The sequence below is a fragment of the Cohnella sp. GCM10012308 genome (assembly GCF_042649185.1).
GTDB lineage: Bacteria > Bacillota > Bacilli > Paenibacillales > Paenibacillaceae > Cohnella.
This window is the reverse complement of sequence record NZ_JBHRYU010000002.1, coordinates 414,308-432,282: the sequence shown is the minus strand read 5'-3', so window position 1 is coordinate 432,282 and position 17,975 is coordinate 414,308. Positions and strand designations below refer to the sequence as shown.

17 protein-coding genes are annotated in these 17,975 nt (G+C 56.0%); 10 read left to right on the top strand and 7 right to left on the bottom strand.

Features of this window, described 5'->3' with window-relative positions; genetic code table 11:
* Window positions 1-285: 285 nt before the first annotated feature.
* On the bottom strand, window positions 286-1,782 hold the full coding sequence (locus tag ACFOTD_RS05090; protein ID WP_378116366.1) for a DHA2 family efflux MFS transporter permease subunit: 1,497 nt from the start codon (window positions 1,780-1,782) through the stop codon (window positions 286-288).
* A gap of 219 nt (window positions 1,783-2,001) precedes the next feature.
* Here ACFOTD_RS05090 and ACFOTD_RS05085 point away from each other — a divergent pair, with 219 nt between their 5' ends.
* Window positions 2,002-2,619 (top strand): TetR/AcrR family transcriptional regulator, encoded by a 618-nt coding sequence (locus ACFOTD_RS05085; RefSeq protein WP_378116364.1) that lies wholly within the window; start codon window positions 2,002-2,004, stop codon window positions 2,617-2,619.
* Here ACFOTD_RS05085 and ACFOTD_RS05080 read toward each other — a convergent pair.
* The 5 genes from ACFOTD_RS05080 to ACFOTD_RS05060 form a co-directional block, all read right to left on the bottom strand.
* Window positions 2,616-3,623: a GtrA family protein gene (locus ACFOTD_RS05080; RefSeq protein WP_378116362.1), complete on the bottom strand. Its 1,008-nt coding sequence runs from the start codon at window positions 3,621-3,623 to the stop codon at window positions 2,616-2,618. The genes ACFOTD_RS05085 and ACFOTD_RS05080 overlap by 4 nt on opposite strands.
* Before the next feature lie 38 nt (window positions 3,624-3,661).
* Complete coding sequence (locus ACFOTD_RS05075) at window positions 3,662-4,678, bottom strand: phosphodiester glycosidase family protein (RefSeq protein ID WP_378116360.1); 1,017 nt, start codon at window positions 4,676-4,678, stop codon at window positions 3,662-3,664.
* A gap of 402 nt (window positions 4,679-5,080) precedes the next feature.
* Window positions 5,081-5,893 carry a helix-turn-helix domain-containing protein gene (locus ACFOTD_RS05070; RefSeq protein WP_378116358.1) on the bottom strand — a complete coding sequence of 271 codons (813 nt, stop codon included), beginning with the start codon at window positions 5,891-5,893 and terminating at the stop codon, window positions 5,081-5,083.
* Between the two features lie 68 nt (window positions 5,894-5,961).
* A complete protein-coding gene (locus tag ACFOTD_RS05065; protein ID WP_378116357.1) occupies window positions 5,962-6,717 on the bottom strand; it encodes a sugar phosphate isomerase/epimerase family protein in 756 nt (251 codons plus the stop codon).
* Between the two features lie 124 nt (window positions 6,718-6,841).
* Window positions 6,842-7,738: an AraC family transcriptional regulator gene (locus ACFOTD_RS05060; RefSeq protein WP_378116355.1), complete on the bottom strand. Its 897-nt coding sequence runs from the start codon at window positions 7,736-7,738 to the stop codon at window positions 6,842-6,844.
* Window positions 7,739-7,894: 156 nt separating this feature from the next.
* Between ACFOTD_RS05060 and ACFOTD_RS05055 the strand changes: the two genes are divergently transcribed.
* The 3 genes from ACFOTD_RS05055 to ACFOTD_RS05045 all read left to right on the top strand — a co-directional run bounded on the left by ACFOTD_RS05055 (window position 7,895) and on the right by ACFOTD_RS05045 (window position 10,914).
* On the top strand, window positions 7,895-8,740 hold the full coding sequence (locus tag ACFOTD_RS05055) for a sugar phosphate isomerase/epimerase family protein (RefSeq protein ID WP_378116353.1): 846 nt from the start codon (window positions 7,895-7,897) through the stop codon (window positions 8,738-8,740).
* 11 nt (window positions 8,741-8,751) lie between these two features.
* A complete protein-coding gene (locus ACFOTD_RS05050; RefSeq protein ID WP_378116351.1) occupies window positions 8,752-9,753 on the top strand; it encodes a hydroxyacid dehydrogenase in 1,002 nt (333 codons plus the stop codon).
* 204 nt (window positions 9,754-9,957) lie between these two features.
* A complete protein-coding gene (locus ACFOTD_RS05045) occupies window positions 9,958-10,914 on the top strand; it encodes a Gfo/Idh/MocA family protein (protein ID WP_378116349.1) in 957 nt (318 codons plus the stop codon).
* Here ACFOTD_RS05045 and ACFOTD_RS05040 read toward each other — a convergent pair.
* A complete protein-coding gene (locus tag ACFOTD_RS05040; RefSeq protein WP_378116347.1) occupies window positions 10,911-11,825 on the bottom strand; it encodes a helix-turn-helix domain-containing protein in 915 nt (304 codons plus the stop codon). The genes ACFOTD_RS05045 and ACFOTD_RS05040 overlap by 4 nt on opposite strands.
* 125 nt (window positions 11,826-11,950) lie before the next feature.
* On the opposite strand from ACFOTD_RS05040, the gene ACFOTD_RS05035 reads away from it, so the two are divergent.
* The 6 genes from ACFOTD_RS05035 to ACFOTD_RS05010 all read left to right on the top strand — a co-directional run bounded on the left by ACFOTD_RS05035 (window position 11,951) and on the right by ACFOTD_RS05010 (window position 17,960).
* Window positions 11,951-12,763 carry a neutral/alkaline non-lysosomal ceramidase N-terminal domain-containing protein gene (locus tag ACFOTD_RS05035; protein ID WP_378116345.1) on the top strand — a complete coding sequence of 271 codons (813 nt, stop codon included), beginning with the start codon at window positions 11,951-11,953 and terminating at the stop codon, window positions 12,761-12,763.
* Complete coding sequence (locus ACFOTD_RS05030; RefSeq protein ID WP_378116343.1) at window positions 12,736-13,164, top strand: hypothetical protein; 429 nt, start codon at window positions 12,736-12,738, stop codon at window positions 13,162-13,164. The genes ACFOTD_RS05035 and ACFOTD_RS05030 overlap by 28 nt, the downstream gene beginning before the upstream one ends.
* A 13-nt stretch (window positions 13,165-13,177) precedes the next feature.
* On the top strand, window positions 13,178-14,374 hold the full coding sequence (locus tag ACFOTD_RS05025) for a DegT/DnrJ/EryC1/StrS family aminotransferase (RefSeq protein ID WP_378116341.1): 1,197 nt from the start codon (window positions 13,178-13,180) through the stop codon (window positions 14,372-14,374).
* Between the two features lie 112 nt (window positions 14,375-14,486).
* Window positions 14,487-16,094, top strand: coding sequence for an extracellular solute-binding protein (locus ACFOTD_RS05020; protein ID WP_378116339.1), 1,608 nt, complete (start codon window positions 14,487-14,489; stop codon window positions 16,092-16,094).
* An 83-nt stretch (window positions 16,095-16,177) separates the two neighbouring features.
* Window positions 16,178-17,077, top strand: a complete 900-nt coding sequence (locus ACFOTD_RS05015) for an ABC transporter permease (protein WP_378116337.1) — start codon at window positions 16,178-16,180, stop codon at window positions 17,075-17,077.
* A 16-nt stretch (window positions 17,078-17,093) separates the two neighbouring features.
* Entirely contained in the window at window positions 17,094-17,960 is an 867-nt protein-coding gene (locus ACFOTD_RS05010) for a carbohydrate ABC transporter permease (RefSeq protein ID WP_378116335.1), read from the top strand.
* The last annotated feature ends 15 nt before the right edge of the window (window positions 17,961-17,975 follow it).

The following is a 17,975-nucleotide window of genomic DNA, read 5'->3' as shown; positions in this document are numbered from 1 at the left end:
CTTCGGCCGGCGTTGCGTACGAGGCGCCTGGGTGTTCCCGATTAGGAACAAGTCCGGCAGCCTTATGCATGATGCGCCTCGGTGTTCCTACTCAGGAACAAGTCCGGCAGGCGTTGCGTACGAGGCGCCTGGGTGTTCCTAAGTAGGAACAAGTCCGGCAGGCGTTGCGTACGAGGCGCCTCGATGTTCCTACTCAGGAACAACTTTGGCCGGTTTTCCCTCAGACTTCAAAAACGCCAAAAAGCCGGCCCCGCATCTGCGGGAACCGGCTTCTTGCACATCTGATCAAGCTTCCTGAGCTTTGACTTCCGTCCGCGCCGAGAGATCCTTGACCTCGTGCGGGTGATCCTTGCGCTTGATGAAGAACGAGAGCAGCAGGCCCGCGACGCCGATCGCGACGATAACGAGGTACGCGTCGTTGATGCCCTGGATCATCGCTTCCATCGACATATGCGCCTGGTTTGTGCCGCCGGCGGCAGCCATCTCCGTGTAGTGCGTCTTGGTGCGGTCCGTCATGACGGTGACCAGCAGCGACGTGCCGATTGCGCCGGCAACCTGCTTAATCGTATTGGAGATCGCCGTGCCATGGGCGCCAAGCCGCGGCGGCAGCTGGTTGAGACCCGCCGTCGTGATCGGCATCAGGAACATCGCCATACCGATACGGCGGCCTGTCGACATGAGCACCAGATACGTATAGCTGGTCGAGTCGGTCAAGTTCATGAAGCCGATTGTCGTGCCGATCGTGATGGCCATGCCGATGACCGACAGCCACTTCGCGCCGAACCGGTCGAACAGCTTGCCGGTGATCGGCATCATGAAGCCCATCAGGAGCGAGCCGGGGAGCATCAGCAGACCGGACTCCAGCGCGGTATAGCCCCGTGCGTTCTGCAGATACAACGGCAGCAGCATCATGTCCGCGTACATCATCATCGTGACTGCAATATTGATGATCGTCGTCAGCGTGAACATATCGTACCTGAAAGCGCGAAGATCGAGCAGCGGGTTGCTGGACGCCAGTTGACGCCAGGTAAAGAGACCGAGCGAGACGACGCCCGCGATCAGATACGTAATGACCTCCGTGCTCGACCAACCCAGGCTGCCTGCCCGGCTAAAGCCGAACAGTACGGCGCCGAAGCCGATCGTGGACAGGAGCACGCTGACGATATCGATTTTCGGGAACGACCGCTCCGACACATTGCGAAGATAAACGAAGCCCAAAATGATGACGAGTACGACAAAAGGCAGCATGCCGTAGAACATCGTTTCCCAAGGGAAATTCTCGAGGACGTATCCGGCAAGCGTCGGACCGATCGCCGGCGCGAAAATGATGGCGAAGCCGACCATGCCCATCGCCGCGCCGCGCTTGTTGGGCGGGAACAGCGTCAGGATGACGTTCATCAGCAGCGGCATAATAATACCGGCGCCGGCCGCTTGAATGAGGCGTCCCGCCAACAATACGGGGAAGCCGGTGGCGACAGCCGACACGATCGTGCCTGCCAGGAAAATCACCATGGAAGCCTGGAACAGCTCCCGGGTCGTGAACCGCTGCATCAAAAATGCGGTAATCGGAATCAGCACGCCGTTGACCAGCATGTATCCGGTCGTCAGCCACTGTGCCGTCGTCGCCGAGATCCCGAAGTCGTTCATCAGCTCCGGCGTAGCGACGCTCATGATCGTCTGATTCAAGGTCGCAAGGAAGGCTCCCAGAATCATGATGAACAGGATCGGCCCCTTTTTAATCGAACCGCCTTCACCAGCCAAGGTTTTACTCAACTGCCCCATCCTCTCAAGTCCGCGATGGACTAAATTTACAAAGTGTAATATAATTAACACGGCATAAATTAGATTTTAACCGGATCTGCGAGCTTTGCAATCGACAGTAATCGATGGATTGTAAATTAACTCGCATGGAAACGGAATCTCGTCGTTTAGGTCCGATATGATAGACAAAACGAAGAGAAACTGTCGTCCAGTCAGCGGATCCTGATAAGGAGGCTTCATATGAGCCATGTTACGCCGCGCACCGACCCCCGCATCGTTCGCACGCGGCGCATGCTGCGGGATGCGTTAGTCGAGCTGCTGGAGGAGATGGACGTCGAGAAAATCTCGGTGAACCGCCTGGCCGAGCGCGCCACGATCAACCGGGTGACGTTTTACCTGCATTACCGGGACATTCCGGACATGATGGAAAAAATGGCGGACGAGATGATCGAGGACCTGCGCGCGATCCTGCAAGCGCCCGCATCCCGGCAAAGACCCGCTCAGGCAGAGGGATGGCCGCTGATGGTCAATCTGCTGGAGCATATCGCCGAGCACTTCCGGTTTTACAAGGTTATCCTCACCACGAGGCGTACGACGGTATTTACGGAGCAATTTTTGAAGCTGCTGACCGATATGGTCGTGGAGCGGATCGACAGCCCGGAAGGGGAGGCGAATCTCGCCGCTCTCGGGATCCAGCGAGATATCGTCGTCTGGTACGGCTCGTCGGCCCTGATCGGTACGATCATCTCCTGGCTGCGCAATGATATGCCCTATACGCCGCTATATTTGGCCAAGCAGTTCATGCTGATGAGGCGCCAGCACGAGAAGCCTACAGCATCGCCTAAGGCGACCGATTAATAGACGAATCTTCGCTGCCACCAGAAGCTGAACAGGAACAGCATGCCCTCAGTCAGCAGCTTGGAGGCGAAAAGCGGGATGCCGATCGTCTCGTGGAACGAATACAGCAGCACGTAATTAAAAATAAGAATCGTGACCGCCAGCGCATAGTAACGGGGAAGCGAGCGTCTCGTATTGGTATGCTTGCCGCTGAATACGTATTTACGGTTCATCGCATAGTTGAAGGCGGAGCTGACAACACGGGCGCCGACGACGGCGACGAGCAGATTTGACGTCATCCACTGCAGCAGGAACAGCAGAACGAAGTCGAGCACGGCAGACAGCACGGACGATGCGCCGAACTTGAGAAACGGAAAGTAAATGCGTGCCGAGTCGGCGAGCGGGCGGAAATGCGAGGATTTATTGTCGTCGAGGTAAACGGTATCGATCGGCACCTCGACGGTGGCATAACCCGCAGGCTTGGAGGCGAGCAGCATGTTCATCTCGTATTCGAACCGCTCGCCGGGAACGCGGCAGAGCCAGTCGAGCATGTCGGTCGAATACCCCCGCAGCCCGGTCTGCGTGTCCTGGATCGGGGCGCCCGTCGCGTATGCGAACACCATCCGGGTGGCAGAGTTGCCGAAGCGGCTGCGCAGGGGCACTTTGCCGGTGAACCGCCGGCTGCCGAGCACGATATGGCGCCGGTGCGTGCGGACCGTTTGCGCGATCCGCATAATATCGTGGGGCAGATGCTGTCCGTCGCTGTCCGCGCAAACGACGCCGTCCGTGTCGCCCGTGCGCTTGATATAGTCGAAGCCGGTTTTTAGCGCGGTACCCTTGCCTTTGTTGCCGTCATGAGAGAGGACGGTGCATCCGGCAGCTCTCGCCGATTGGAAAATGCCGTTGTACTTGTCTCCGCTGCCGTCGTCCACGATCAGGATCGGCGTATCCGTAACCTCCTGCAGATCGTGAATCAACCCCAGCAACCGCTCGTCCGGTTCGTAGGACGGAATTAAAATCGTCATATTCGTGCCTCCTCGGCGAGATTGTCGTCAGCCCTTATTTATTCGGGCAGATAGATGATGTCGCTTACGCCTCGTTCTTTTTCCTTGCCTTGCGGATCGTTCACGACCTTGCCGTTGAAATACATCGTAGAGGAGCCGCCGCCGTCCAGGTTGTAAGCCTCGGTCGCGCCGAGCTCGGCGAACAGGTCCGCGAATTCATTCAGCGTCATGCCTCTGCTGTCCGACGAGCGTCCGTCCACGACGACGAATACATAGTGGTTGGGGGCGATCATGCCGATGCCCGTCCGCGGATTGGCCCCGTCGATCGTGCGGTTGCCGAAGTTGGTGTCGATCTTGACGTTGTCGAAGTTGTCTACGGCGACGCCGTTCTGGACGAGCGTCGGGCCGAACGAGAAGGTGTTGGTCACGCCCTCGGCCAGCAGGGAAGCCGAAGTTTCCTCCTCCTCGTCGTAGGACTTCATCGATCCGTCCGAGAGCAGGGCCAACCCTTCGCGCGCCGGTTCGTCCCGGTAGAGCGTGCCGTTGCGAATGACGACGCCGTCGTTGCGGAAGCCGTAGTAATCGCCGTTAATGGCGAACACGGCGCCGTGGTTGGCGGCGATGGTGGACGTGTTCTGCGTAATATTCGTGCCGAAGGCGTCTTTGGCGAACGCCGTCTGGATGCTCGTGCCGTTTTTGAGGATTACGTCCGCGACATAGTAGGTGATCAGGTCGTCGCCCGAGCCTTTCTGCAGCTTCTGGATGCTGATCTTTTCATTGTCGCTCTCGTAGTTCCAGTCGTCGGACTGAACGCTGCCGGTCGAGGCTGCCGTCGAGTCGGACGCTGAGCCGGACGTTGATGACGAGGCTGTCGCCGAACCTTCTGTTGAGTCGTCCGAGGTCGTCCCCGCGTTAGATCCGGCCGACATGTTTGATACGTCCGCCGAAGTCTGCGCGCTCGCTACCCGGACCTCCACGTGCTCGATCAAATATCGGTCGGCTAGCTTATACGTGACGGTTCCGAGCGTCGCGAGGACCAAGACGACGGATACAATGATTTTGGTTTTTCGTTTCATGCGTTTAATGGCGACCACTCCCTGTCGGTATGAAGAGGATGTATGCTGTACGGGATTCATTATCGCGGAGCCAACTGAATCGAGCTTGAACGCTGGCTGAAGGGAGGGTGAGCCGAAGCTGACCGATTGCTGAAAGTATGCGACTTTTCGTAGAGTCGGCGCATGCGGCAGGCTGGCGGATAGGTAGCGTATGGCACAGGAAGTCGGGGGAAAGCTAGGCGGACCGTGGTTCCGTTATTTGAGGTAAATCGGAGCTCGCTCTGGTGTCCGTGGTGGATTGCGTTCTGGTCCGTTAAACGTCTATTCGACGCATCTCCGACGTTCCAGGCAAGCATCGCCTTTACAGCCGCGCCGAAAAAAAAAGCCCCCTCGGCCGATTGCCGAGAAGGGGCATATGAATGCTCAAGTATTCGGAAGGCTCGCGCGCCTCTGCTGCTCCTCCCGGTATTGGCGGGGGGACAGTCCGTACCGCATGCGGAATTGCCGATGAAAGTAGGTGTAGCTGTTGAAGCCGCAGGACGCCGCGACGGCATCGAGCGACATGGAAGTGTGCCGGATGCGCTCGCAGGCAGTCGCGAGCCGGACTTCGATCGCGTAGCTCATGATCGATTGGTTAAAGCAGCGCTTGAACAGCGACACGGTGCGGGATACGCTGACCCCGGCGTGTCTTGCGATCTGCTCGAGCGTCAGCGCCTCGGCCGCGTGTTGGTCGATGAAACGTTTGATGCTGTAAGCGACATAAGCGGGAGTAGAGGCCTTTTCCGTACCGGCCGTCTCGTACAGCCGCTGCAGCGACAGGCAGAAGGCGCGCAGCAGGTAGTCGTTCAGCTCGCCCGGCGCGCTGCCCGACCGCAGCGTTTCCCGCTCAAGTCGGCTCCATAAGCTCAGCAGCTCGTCGTCGAGCGGAACGGCCGTTTTTTTCGGCGGACTGAAGCGCTCCCACCACCAATCCATCCATGAACCCGTGCAGATCGCGTAATAATCGATGCTGTTGTCGCTCAGGATCAGCTCGTACGGATCCCCCGGCCTGAACAGAAGCAGGTCGCCGGGCACAATTTCGGTGAAAACGCCGTCGATCAGCGCCTCGCAGCTGCCGCTCGTCTGAAGCCGGATTACGTACGTGTCCAGCTGCTGGCAAGGATGACGGGAGCGTCTCTTATGATGCGCCATGCCGACGTACAACGGATCGGCGCGGAGCTGCTGATCGTTCGACATGGCGGATCTCCTCTCTTAAATGGTGTATCGCGGCGTGAAAAACGCCCGCGGCCGGCAGCCTATTTTTGTTAATATCCGCGCTCGCGAAGCCACTCCCTGCTGATGCGTACGCTCTCGAGCGCCGGACCGGCGCAATCGTCCTGCTCCACGATGAGCCATTCGGTGCCGGCTGTCTCGGCCGCCGCGAGCAAGGCCGGCAGATCCATGCCGCCGCGTCCGAGCTCGACCGTCTCCACATCGCCGCTCGGGGCTTTGCGCATATCCTTCACATGGATCAGGGGAACGCGACCCGCGTATTTCCGAATATATGCGACCGGATCGCAGCCGCCGTGCGCGACCCAGCATACGTCGAGCTCGCTCTTTAAGAAGTCGGGGGAGGTGCGGCCGAACAACGCGTCGAACCAGCGCTCGTCCTCATAGGCGTCCGTAAATTCGATCCAATGGTTGTGAAAGCCGAACGAGATCCCTTGCTCCGCGAAGCGTTCGCCGCAAGCTTCGAAAAAGGCGGCAGCCTCCGGCAGGGGCATGCGTTCCGATGCGGCGATCCCGGGACAGACGGCGTACCGGTTGCCGAGAACCTCGCTCATGACAAGCTCCTCGTCCAGATGATGGCGCAGCCGGTTTACGTTCACGTGCGTGCTGACCGCCTGCAGCGACAGCCGATCGAGCAGCTCGCGCAGCTGCTCGGGGCAGTAGCCGTAATAGCCCGCGAATTCGACGCCCGCGTAGCCGATCTCGGCGACCCGCCGCAGCGTCGCCTCGAAATCCCGCTCAAGCTCGTCCCTTAGCGTATACAATTGCAATCCGACCTTCATTTTTGTCATCGTCCGCATCCTCCGGTTTCGCTGCTCGCTTAAGCTTCGTTTCTATTATAGAAGCGGCAGATCGGCGCGAATATAAAGGATGTCACTAAAACATGAACGATCTGACTGCCGCAGGCGGCCGGAATCAGGCTTGATGCTTGCGGTAATCGCCCGGCGTGAGCCCCGTATGCTTTTTAAAGGTTCGGTTGAAATGACTGATATGATTGTAGCCCGCGCGCGTCGCGATCTCGGTCACGCTGAGATCCGTACCCAACAAGAGCTCCATGGCCGCCTGAATGCGCAGCGCGGACAGCAGCTCGATGTACGATTTGCCTTTGACAAGCTTGAGCAGATTGCTGAAGTACGACGGCGCCATGAGCGCCCTGGCTGCCATGTCCTCCAGATGAAGATCCTCGTCGTAATGCGACTCCATATAGGCAATCGTCTCGAAAAAAGCTTTGCGGTGGTAGACGACCTGCTGCCGCTCGCGCGAGCCGTCGGCGCTCGAGTAGCGTTTGTACTGCCGGCAGGTCAACACGAGCAGCTTCAGCAACTCGGCACGGATCGCCAGCCGGTAGCCTTCCTCTTTTTCTTCCCACTCGGCCGCAATGACATCGAGCAAGCTCTCGACGACGGCCTGCGCGGGCAGCGTGAGCGTCATCTTGGGCAGCAGGTCGGCCTCGGCGAGGAGCGGACGGATAAAGGCGAAGTCGACGAACGTCTCGATGCTCGCCAGGTCCCGCAGGCTCTCGTGGATCGCATGGGGCATAAAGTCGACCTGGAACATGACGAAGTCCATCCCTTCGCGCCGCTCCAGCCGGTGCTCCTGAAAAGGAGGGATCGAGAAGAGATCGCCTTTGGCAAGCACGTGACGCTGTCCGCCCGCCCAGTGGATACAGCTGCCGGAACGCATATAGCACAGCTGAAGGTGCTCGTGGGCGTGCAAGACGTCGTTCATCGTCTGCGGCCGCCGGATCTCGATCTTGAAGGGAAACGCGTCGTCCAGCATTTCTTTGGAGCCGTAAATCGGATAATCGGGCATAAAACCTCCGCTGCGTCTCGTTCTCTTCTTTTTATCGTACACGGATTCTCGGAAATGTTCAAAAGAAGCGCGGAAAATGGAAGGCGTACGCCCTTCTGGCCCTGCCATAATCTACATGACCGATCGCAAGCGACGGAAACGAAAGAGAGGTGCGGCATGAATCGATTGGCATTCAGCACGCTCCCCTGCGAAGGACGGACTTTGGACGATATGCTGGAAATGGCCGTCCGCTGGGACTTCGGCGGTCTCGAGCTAAGGGAAGGCGCGCCCTGGGGAGTATCTGCGGAGATGAAGGCGGAGACGCGCAGGTCGGCGCTTCGCAGTTTCCGGCGGGCAGGCGTTCGGGCGATAGATATCGCATCGGGCGTTTGTCTCACCGGACTTCCTGGAGACGCGGCCCAGCTCGAAAACTTGCGGCGCTCCGTGCGGCTAGCGCACGACCTGGAGGCCGGGGGCGTACGCGTTTTCCTCGGTTATTTCGCCGAACGCAGGGACCAGGACATGCCGGCCATTCCATACGAGGCGCTAGTCGCGCATATTGCGTCCGCTTGCGACGACGCGGCTCCGCTTGGCGTGCCGATCTGGATCGAGACGCACAATGAGTTCGCCACCGGCCGCTCGCTCCGCAAGCTGTTGGACGACGTCCGGCGCGACAACTGCGCCGTTATCTACGATATCATCCATCCGCTAGAGGAAGGCGAGCAGCCGGAGGAGACGGTGGCGCTGCTGGGGGCGCAGTGCGTCCATGTCCATGTCAAGGACGGCGTCCCGTTCGAAGATCCGCTGCGCAGCAGCTGGAAGTATACGCGGATCGGAGAAGGACAGGTTCCGATCGCCTCCATCGTGGCAACGCTGGAGCGCGCGGGCTATGCGGGCAGCTACTCGCTGGAGTGGGAAACCAAGTGGCGTCCGGAGCTGCAGGCGCCGGGCATGGAGCCCGAGACGGTTTTTCCCGACTATGCAGCGAAGATGAGCGGGTTATTAGAAAAATTGAAGAATTGAGGGGTGCAAAAATGAAAACGTTAGTAACGATTGCGGATCCGGGGCTGCTCGAGCTGTTCTGGCGGCCTGAGGTCCGCGACAAGCTGGCGAGCTTCTCGGAGGCCGACTTCGTCGCGCCGGGGCAGCCGTTCGACGGCGCTGCGCTCGCCGAGCGGATCGGCGATTACGATGCCTGCATCACGTCGTGGGGCTCGCCGTTTTTCTCGCCGGACGCGCTCGCGCGCGCGAGCAAGTTGAAGTTCATCGGCCATGGCGCCGGCAGCGTCGCTTCGATCGTCGGCGAGGACGTTTTCGATATGCCGATCGTCGTAACAAGCGCCAACTCGGTACTCGGGCGCTCGACCGCCGAGCTTGCCGTATCGCTCATTTTAGCAGGAGCATGGGATCATGCCGGCTACGCCGCCAGAATGAAGCGGGGACAGTGGAGTAACAACAACCGCGAATCGGTGCTCGGCGTGACCCGCAGAACCGTCGGGATCGTCGGCTACGGCGAGATCTCGAAGCACGTCATCGCCATGCTGAAGCCGTTTGGCGTCCGGCTGCTCATCCATTCCGGGTATTGTCCGCCGGAGGAGGCGGCCGCGCTGGGCGCGGAGCTCGTCGGCCTAAACGAGCTGTTCGAGCGCAGCGACATCGTCTCGCTGCACAATACGTGGACGCCGCGGACCGAAGGCATGATCGGCGCGGAGCAGCTCTCGCGCCTGCGCGACGGGTCCTTGTTCGTCAACACGGCGCGCGGACCGATCGTGCAGGAGCAAGCGCTTGCGGACGAGCTGCAAGGCGGGCGCATTTTCGCGGCGCTCGACGTGTACGCGACGGAGCCGCTGCCGCGGGAGCATGAGTGGCTGACCATGGACAACGTGTTGTGCCTGCCGCATATCGGCGGCTTCCACGGCCTTCTGAAACGCGACCTGTGCGATTTTATCGTCGACGAGCTGCATCGGTTTTCGAAGGGAGAGGCGCCGGTCGGCACCGTCACCCGTGAGCATTTTCGCCGGTTGACGCCGAGATAACGATCCCGGAGGCAGGGCGCGTCCGAATAACCAAGACCCAACATCATAAGCGGGATGCCGCGGCTTAGATTCCAGAAGCCGCGGCATCCCGCTTTTTGGCGCTCTTTTCAAAATATCAGAATTGACTGCTTGCATAACAAATTTGACCGTCCTTTTTGGCGGAGATCTTTAAAATATAGAAACGAGAGGAGGAGGATGGAAGAGATGAACATCGGTTTAATCGGGTGCGGCGCAATGGGAAGCGTTTATGCCGATCGTTTGGTAAGGATGAATGGGGTACGGGTGACCGCAGTCTGCCATCCCGAGCGGGCTAAGGCAGCCGGGTTAGCTGAGTTGCTACAAGCTAGCGTCCACGAGTCCTACGGCGAGATGATCGCGCGCCCGGATCTGGATATCGTCTGCGTGACTTTGCCGACTTATTTGCATAAGGAATACGTGCTGCAGGCGCTGAACGCCGGAAAACACGTGATTTGCGAAAAACCGCTTGCGCTTACAGAAGCCGATTGTTTGGAACTCATAGAGGCAAGCCGAAACAATAAGGTCAGGTTGTGCGTCGCGCATGTGGTCCGATTTTTTCCGGAATATAGAGATGCCCGAACGCTCATCCACGCAGGGAAGGCGGGATCGGTCGAGTATGTGCGTGCGTCAAGAGCTAGCCTAATGCCGACGGAGAACAGTTGGTTTTTGGATAAGCGAAAAAGCGGCGGCATTGTGTTCGATCTGATGATTCACGATATTGATTATGTGCTGTGGCTGCTAGGAGACCAAATTGCGCATATAAGCGCGGAAATGATCACTCGCGAGGGAATGGAGCAAGCATGGGCACGGCTCTATTACGCGAACGGAACTGAAATTAGCCTCAAGGCCGTTTGGGGCTCGTCCGCATTTCATGCCGAATTCGTTATTAGGGGCGATCAGGGAGAGCTTTATTACGACAGCGCGCGAGAAAACATTGCGATCGATAAAAAGGCAATTCTTGCGCATTCGTCGGATCGGGGCGTCGTTATACCCGAGGCGTCGTCGCTCGAAGATCCTTATTATTGCCAGTTGCTGAGCTTTATCCGGGCCATCGAGACGAACGGTCCGCTCCCTATAACGGCGGAAGAAGCTTGTTCGGCGGTCAGAATAGCGAATCGAATACTTGCGTGCATCGAATCCTAATTCCTAGTAGCGTCAGGCATAGAAGGCAAGGTTGTCGCACCTCGGGCATTTTTTAAACGGTATTCGCGAGGCGATAGCCCTTCGAACTTTACGAATACCCGGGAAAAGGTACGGAAGGATTGAAAGCCGGTCTCAACGGAGATATCCAGAACGGACATGCTCGTGTTTAGAAGCAGGCCGGTCGCTCTCCTGATCCGAAGGCTGTGCAAATAATGGAGGAAATTCGTTCCCATGACTTCCTTGAACGAAAGACTGATAGCCGATACGCTGGCATCGAATTGGCTGGAGAGCGTTTCTAGGGATAGGTCGTCCATATAATGGGTGTTTACGAATTGAATGACATTCCATATCAGCTTTTTCGTACGATAATTGGAACTAGGCGAAGGGAGGTTATTGCTCTTTTGATGCGCGCGGAAATAGATAATCAAGGCCTCGATCAGCTTGCTGCGAATATACGAGTTTTTAGCCAGTTTATCGTCCAGGTATTCTAGCCGCATTTTTTCAAGACAGCTGCGCATTTCGGCGTAGGGCTGAGGCTCAAGATCCACATAGGATGTCGATCCGTCATTTGTCCCCAGGATGATCGTTCCGAAATCCGCCTCCATGGTCGAACCGAACAGCAGGCTGATATCGAACATGCAGCAGATCACTTCCACGCCCGCATCGTCGCAGAATATTTCATGCATATCGTGGGGCCGTAAAAAAGTGACTGTTCCTGGTTGAAGTTTATGCGGACTTCCATTAATGAACTCGGTCCCGGTTCCGTTCACGACGAGGGCAAGTTCGAGCACGTCGTGGTGATGCAAGGCGTAATGCTTTTGAAGCGTATGCGTTGTAACCACGCAAGAAAACTTGCGGCTCACGGCTCCGGATAAAGATAGAACATCTTCATATTCCGGAAACTTCACCATGTTGTTTTCCCCCGTTTTCTTCTTCATTTTCTATTCGTTTTCTTTCTATTGACCGGGAAAATATAAAAAATGACCGATTCCTGAATGAAATGTATTATACCATAGAAATCGAAAGGAGTGATTCTGTGGCGCTTCCATTGCTTGTCGGTACGGCCAAAATCGACATCACCCCGCCATTCCCATTGCCGCTTGCGGGATTTGCCGTCCGGGAAAATCAAAAGTTCGAGACCGTTGACAGCCGCTTGTACGTTCGGGCGTTTTATTTCCGGCAGCACGCGGCGGATCGCTCGAAGCTGCAGGCGCTGCTCGTGTCGGCCGATATTTTGTTCTGGTCGGATGAGCTGGCCGAGCGGCTGCGCAGATGCATCGAGCGGCAGTGGGGAATTCCTGCAGATGCCATTATTTTAAACGCTACCCATACACATTCCGGTCCGGCCGTTTCAGCGCGAACGGTCGGGTTAGGAGAGCCCGCTCCGGATTACCTCTCTTTTTTGGAGCAAGCGGTCATCCGGAGCGTGGAACAGGCAATAGGCGATGCCGAGCCCGTGAGTATACATAGAGGCGAAGGCAGCTCCGGAATCAGCGTGAATCGCAGGAAGAAAGAGAGGGACAGGATCGTGCTGGCTCCGAATGCGGAAGGCCTGACCGATCCCGAACTGAGAGTTTTCGTTTTTACGACTTCCGCAGGCAGGAAAAAGGGAGTGCTGACCCATTATGCTTGCCATCCAACGCTATCCGCCCGCAATGCCGTGTCCGCTGAATTTTGCGGGTACGCCATGGAGAGGTTGGAGAGCCGGCACGATTCCTCGACGGTATGCGCTTATTTACAAGGATGCTGCGGCGATATTAATCCCGTTAGGCCGGCAGCTGCCGAAAACGATCGGGATGCCATTTCCATCGTTGGAAAAAATTGGCCGACGATGTGGAGGCGATTCTAGCCGGACAACTTGAACGGCTGGAACCCGCAGCTTTGGCAGGCAGACGGTCAGTGACCGGACTCCCTTTTGCGGAGATATCGACACCGCCCCGCAAGCCGAGCGAGCAAGCCTTATTTGAAATAACGAAGCTAAAGATAGCCGACGGATTAACGTTCATCGCGATGAACGGCGAGATGGTCGCGGATTACGGCTTGTTTGTGAAGAGCCGCTCCCCCGATCTGGTTCCCCTGGCTTACAGCAATGGAATGATCGGCTATGTAACAACCGCCGAACAGCTGCTGGAGGGCGGATACGAGCCGATCGAATCCGTCCCTTATTTCGGCCTTCCGGGTCCATTCGATCAAACTGTCGAAGCAACGGTGAAAAAACAACTGAAGGCTATTATCAACGAACCTACCTAGGAGGATTAACGGCATGCAGAAGTCAACATTAGCAGTCGATGGCGGGAGCCCGGTAAGAACGCATCCATTTCCCGAGTGGCCGATCTTCGGGGAGCTGGAAGAGAAGCTTCTACTGGAGACCGTCAGATCGGGGAATTGGGGCGGAGTTAGTCCGGATAAAATCAAATCGTTTGAGGAAAAATTTGCCTGTCTGCAGGATGCGAAATACGCTATAACAGTCAACAACGGCACAGTCGCGATAAGCATCGCTCTGCTGGCTGCAGGCGTAGACGCGGGCGATGAGGTCATCATGCCTCCCTATACGTTCATTGCTACGGCTACGGCGGCATTGCTGATCGGCGCGATTCCGGTATTTGCGGATGTGGATGAGTCGATGTTGATCGATCCGGACAAGGTCGAAGCGGCGATCACGCCAGCCACCAAAGCGATTATCGCCGTTCATATCGCAGGCGCGCCGGCCAATATGACCCGGCTGCGGCAAATTGCGGAGACGCACAAGCTGAGTCTGATCGAAGATGCCGCACAGGCGGTAGGCGCCAAATGGGAGGACCAGGGCGTGGGCGCGCTAGGCGATCTGGGTACCTTCAGCCTCCAAGCCAGCAAAAATCTCAATAGCGGCGAGGGCGGCGTCATCGTTAGTAACGACGAGGAGCTAGCCGAGCATGTCTGGTCGATTCATAACTGCGGTCGCGTTCGCAACGGCAGATGGTATCAGCACGAGCGTATTGGCTGGAACTTCAGGTTCACCGAGGTGCAGGCCGCCCTGGCGCTTGCGCAGTTGAGCCGAGTAGAGGAACAGATGGAGATTCGCCAGCGCAGGGCGAACGATCTGGATGAACGATTGCACCTCATTGAGGGCATTCATCCCGTGAAGTACGACAGTAGAATTACCAAACATGCGAACCACCTTTATATGTTCAAACTGGATAGAGCCGTTACGGACAAGGTCGTAAAAGAAGACTTTATCCGCAAATTGATTGCGGAGGGGATACCGGTTACGGCCGGCTACGTTCCTCTAAACCGGAACGCTGCCGTAATCGATCGAATTCGCGAGCTGGTCGGGGAAGCGAAGACGAATAGCTGCCCCGTGGCGGAAAGAGCGTCCGGACATGAACTGCTGTGGCTGCACCAAAACGTTCTTCTAGGATCCGAGAAGGATATGGAAGACATTGCAAGCGGCATCGACAAAGTCATGCAATCTTATTTCTGAAAACGTCGGTTTCATAGGATTGGCCAAATGCCCTGCAGGATCGCGACCTCAGGCAGATGGCCGCCTTGCAAACATAAATCATGAACGACACTAGACGAGAGGGGTATCACGAATGAAAAAAATCTGGGTCTCCGTCATCGCGCTCGCGCTCATGCTGTCGGCGTGTTCCGGCCAGGAGAACAAAGGAAGCGGGAGCAGTCCTAATCGTGAAGGAAAATCAAGTGCCGAAGGTAAAAATGAAAGCGGATCCAAAAATGCGGATTCCGGCAATAAATCGATTAAAGTACTTCTTTCCCATGCAGAAGCGGAGTATGCCAAAACGGTAAAAGCAGACGATCCCTATATTAAAGAATTAAATAAGCTGTCGGGTTATAATCTCAGCTTCGATTTTTTGGGACATTCCGATTACGATCAACAACTCTCCTTGCGTTTCGCTTCCGGCGATCTGGCGGATTTGGTCCGGACGCCCAGCATCGATTCGACCATTCACAAGGATGCGGTTCAGCAGGGAATCTTCAAAGAATTAGGGCCCTTGATCGATCAGTACGGCCCAAACCTTAAAAAACGGATACCCGAAACCGCATGGAACAGCCCGCGCGTTCAAAAGGACGGAAAAATTTACGGCATTCCGGTGCTTGTCGGAACGGCAAACGACAGAATCGGATTTATACGCCAGGATTGGCTCGACAAGCTGGGTCTGAAGCAACCGGAAACGATAGACGATTGGCTCAACTATTTCGAGCAGGTTAAGGTTCAGGACGTGAACGGAAACGGCGATCCGAACGACGAGTACGGCTATACGATGTTCGAAGGCGTAGGCTGGAGCTCGATGTTCTTCGGCACGTTCGGCGTCGATCCCGGAACATGGCACTTGCAGGACGGCAAGCTGGTACCGGATATGATCAGCCCCAAGATGAAGGAAGCCATCGCGTTCTATAAGATGCTTTACGAGAAAGGGTACGTCAATCGCGATTTGTTCACGAAGAAGGAAGCGGACTTCCGCGCGGATATTTATAACGGCAAGTCGGGAAGCTTCGCTGCCGCCGTCTATCAATATACGCCGGACTTCAGCGCTGCCAACGCGCCGAAGAAATTCGTCAACGAGCCTGACAAGGTCAAGATATCGATGATTGCTCCGCCTGCCGGGCATGGAGGCGAAAGAGGCTTGGGGGCCGTGTCCGACGGCATTTATTTCGTATGGGTCATTCCTGAAACGGTTAAAAATCCCGAAGAAATCATCAAGTATCTCGATTGGGCATGGAGCGCGCCGGAAGCCGACAAGTTTTTCGCTTACGGGATCGAGGGCTCCAACTATACCGAAGAAGGCGGAGCAATCAAATATGACGTTTCTTCTCCCGTTAACGCGGACAAAAACGCATTTCAAATGTTCCAGCTGTCCATCAATCCCCGCGAGATCGGATTCAACAACGATCTGGTATTGAAGACGTTGCCGGAATCGGAAAAGATTATCGAGGGCTATAAGCTCTCTGCGGATATCGCGTTCCCGCACGACAGCCTGTATATGCCGCCGCTGGTCACCTTCCAGAACAACCCGGAAATTTCGACATGGGGAACGATGTTCGTCGAGATGTTCTCCAAGATCATGACGGGAAATCAACCGATCGACGCCTTCGACAAATTCGTTGCGGATTGGCATAAACGCGGCGGAGATAAAGCCATCGAAGAAGCGACCCAGTGGTACGATTCGTTCCATAAATAACGTTCATTACGGATTGCGCTGCATGCCTCATGCATGCAGCGCGGTTCGCGGACGACCATCCACAGGAACCGGCAGGTGATGTTATGAAAAGGCGATTGGCGTTACGCGACAAAAGCGTTCTTATTTTGTTCGCTTTGCCCGGATTGCTCTATTTTTTACTGTTCAAATACGTTCCGCTGCTTGGCAATGTCATTGCCTTTCAGGACTATAACATCTTCAAAGGCATTTTACACAGCCCGTGGGTGGGCTTTGCTCAATTCGAGCGGATGTTCGGATTCGAAGATTTTTATGAAGTGTTCCGCAATTCCGTGAAACTCGGCCTCTATTCGCTGCTGTTCGGCTTCCCTGCACCGATCGTTTTAGCGCTGCTGCTGAACGAATTGAGATCGATGGCGTTCAAAAGAGTCGTCCAAACCGTCGTCTACATGCCGCATTTTTTATCCTGGGTGATCGTCGGTTCCATCTTCATCAATCTGCTCTCCTACGAAGGCATTATAAATACGGTAGCCAGTAAAATGGGCTTGGCAAAGGTCGACTACGTGACGCAAGAAAGCACATTTATGGCCGTGCTCATATCCACCGGGATCTGGAAAGAAGTCGGTTGGGGCACCATTCTCTATCTGGCGGCGTTATCCGGCATCAATCCGAATCTCTACGAAGCCGCCATGGTCGACGGCGCCGGCAGGTGGAGGCAGATGCGGAGCATTACGCTGCCCTTCTTGATGCCGACGATGGTTGTCGTGCTGCTTCTCTCGATCGGACATATTTTGGACGCGAACGTAGAGCAGGTGCTGATTTTCCTCAATCCGCTCGTGAGAGACGTGGGAGAGGTGTTCGATACGTATGTTTATACTTTCGGTTTGGTAGGCGGCCAGTACAGCTATACGACGGCGATTGCCTTATTTAAAGCCGTGGTCGGCATCGTACTTGTATTCGGTTTGAATGCGGTCAGTCGTAAAACAACCGGAGAGAGCCTTTACTAACATCGGAGGTGGAGTCGTGCGTAAACCAGCAGCCTTCCAATCGTTTTTGATCGCCATTTTGACCGTGCTAAGCCTGATTATGCTGGCGCCGTTAATACACATTCTTTCGGTTTCCCTCAGTTCCCCGCTTTATGCGCAGGCTAAGCTGGTCTATTTCTGGCCGAAAGGATTGCAGTTTGCCGTTTACAAAAAAATAATTTCGATGGACGAGATGTGGAGGGCGATGGGCGTCAGCGTCTACATCACCGTCATCGGTACGTTGATCACCTTGGCGCTCACGTCCATGATCGCATATTCGTTATCCAGAACGACCATGCCCGGCCGTACATGGATCATGCGGCTCATCGTGCTTACTTTTATTTTGCCCGCGCCGCTTATTCCGGGTTTTCTGCTAGTCAAATCGCTTCATATGCTCGATACGCTTTGGTCATTGATGATACCGGGAGCGACAAGCGCATTTTACGTGATCATCATGCGAACTTTTTTCCGGAACGTTTCCGGCGAATTGTTCGATGCGGCGAAGATGGACGGCTGCGGCGAGGCGGGCATCTATTTCCGTGTCGTGCTGCCCTTGTCGACGGCCGTAATCGCCACCATCGGTCTATTCCATGCCGTCTATCAATGGAACACTTATTTTTCGGCGCTTGTGTTCATCAGGGACAAGACACTCTACCCTTTACAGGTGCTGCTGCAAAACCTGGTCGCCAAGAAAGGGCTGAACAACTTTATGGGGGAGGTTCAGTTCGAACTCAATATGCCCGTGACGCCGGAAATGATGAGCGCAGGCATTATTATTTTCGCCACGGTTCCGATTCTGATCGTCTACCCGTTCCTGCAAAGATATTTTGTCAAAGGCGCCATGCTGGGCTCGCTTAAAGAATAATAGAGGAGGCCGTCT

Excerpts from the sequence above, each read along its gene's own strand:
- ACFOTD_RS05090 (WP_378116366.1), bottom strand. The coding sequence starts at position 1,782 with ATGGGGCAGTTGAGTAAAACCTTGGCTGGTGAAGGCGGTTCGATTAAA.
- ACFOTD_RS05085 (WP_378116364.1), top strand. The coding sequence starts at position 2,002 with ATGAGCCATGTTACGCCGCGCACCGACCCCCGCATCGTTCGCACGCGG.
- ACFOTD_RS05080 (WP_378116362.1), bottom strand. The coding sequence starts at position 3,623 with ATGACGATTTTAATTCCGTCCTACGAACCGGACGAGCGGTTGCTGGGG.
- ACFOTD_RS05075 (WP_378116360.1), bottom strand. The coding sequence starts at position 4,678 with ATGAAACGAAAAACCAAAATCATTGTATCCGTCGTCTTGGTCCTCGCG.
- ACFOTD_RS05070 (WP_378116358.1), bottom strand. The coding sequence starts at position 5,893 with ATGTCGAACGATCAGCAGCTCCGCGCCGATCCGTTGTACGTCGGCATG.
- ACFOTD_RS05065 (WP_378116357.1), bottom strand. The coding sequence starts at position 6,717 with ATGACAAAAATGAAGGTCGGATTGCAATTGTATACGCTAAGGGACGAG.
- ACFOTD_RS05060 (WP_378116355.1), bottom strand. The coding sequence starts at position 7,738 with ATGCCCGATTATCCGATTTACGGCTCCAAAGAAATGCTGGACGACGCG.
- ACFOTD_RS05055 (WP_378116353.1), top strand. The coding sequence starts at position 7,895 with ATGAATCGATTGGCATTCAGCACGCTCCCCTGCGAAGGACGGACTTTG.
- ACFOTD_RS05050 (WP_378116351.1), top strand. The coding sequence starts at position 8,752 with ATGAAAACGTTAGTAACGATTGCGGATCCGGGGCTGCTCGAGCTGTTC.
- ACFOTD_RS05045 (WP_378116349.1), top strand. The coding sequence starts at position 9,958 with ATGAACATCGGTTTAATCGGGTGCGGCGCAATGGGAAGCGTTTATGCC.
- ACFOTD_RS05040 (WP_378116347.1), bottom strand. The coding sequence starts at position 11,825 with ATGGTGAAGTTTCCGGAATATGAAGATGTTCTATCTTTATCCGGAGCC.
- ACFOTD_RS05025 (WP_378116341.1), top strand. The coding sequence starts at position 13,178 with ATGCAGAAGTCAACATTAGCAGTCGATGGCGGGAGCCCGGTAAGAACG.
- ACFOTD_RS05020 (WP_378116339.1), top strand. The coding sequence starts at position 14,487 with ATGAAAAAAATCTGGGTCTCCGTCATCGCGCTCGCGCTCATGCTGTCG.
- ACFOTD_RS05015 (WP_378116337.1), top strand. The coding sequence starts at position 16,178 with ATGAAAAGGCGATTGGCGTTACGCGACAAAAGCGTTCTTATTTTGTTC.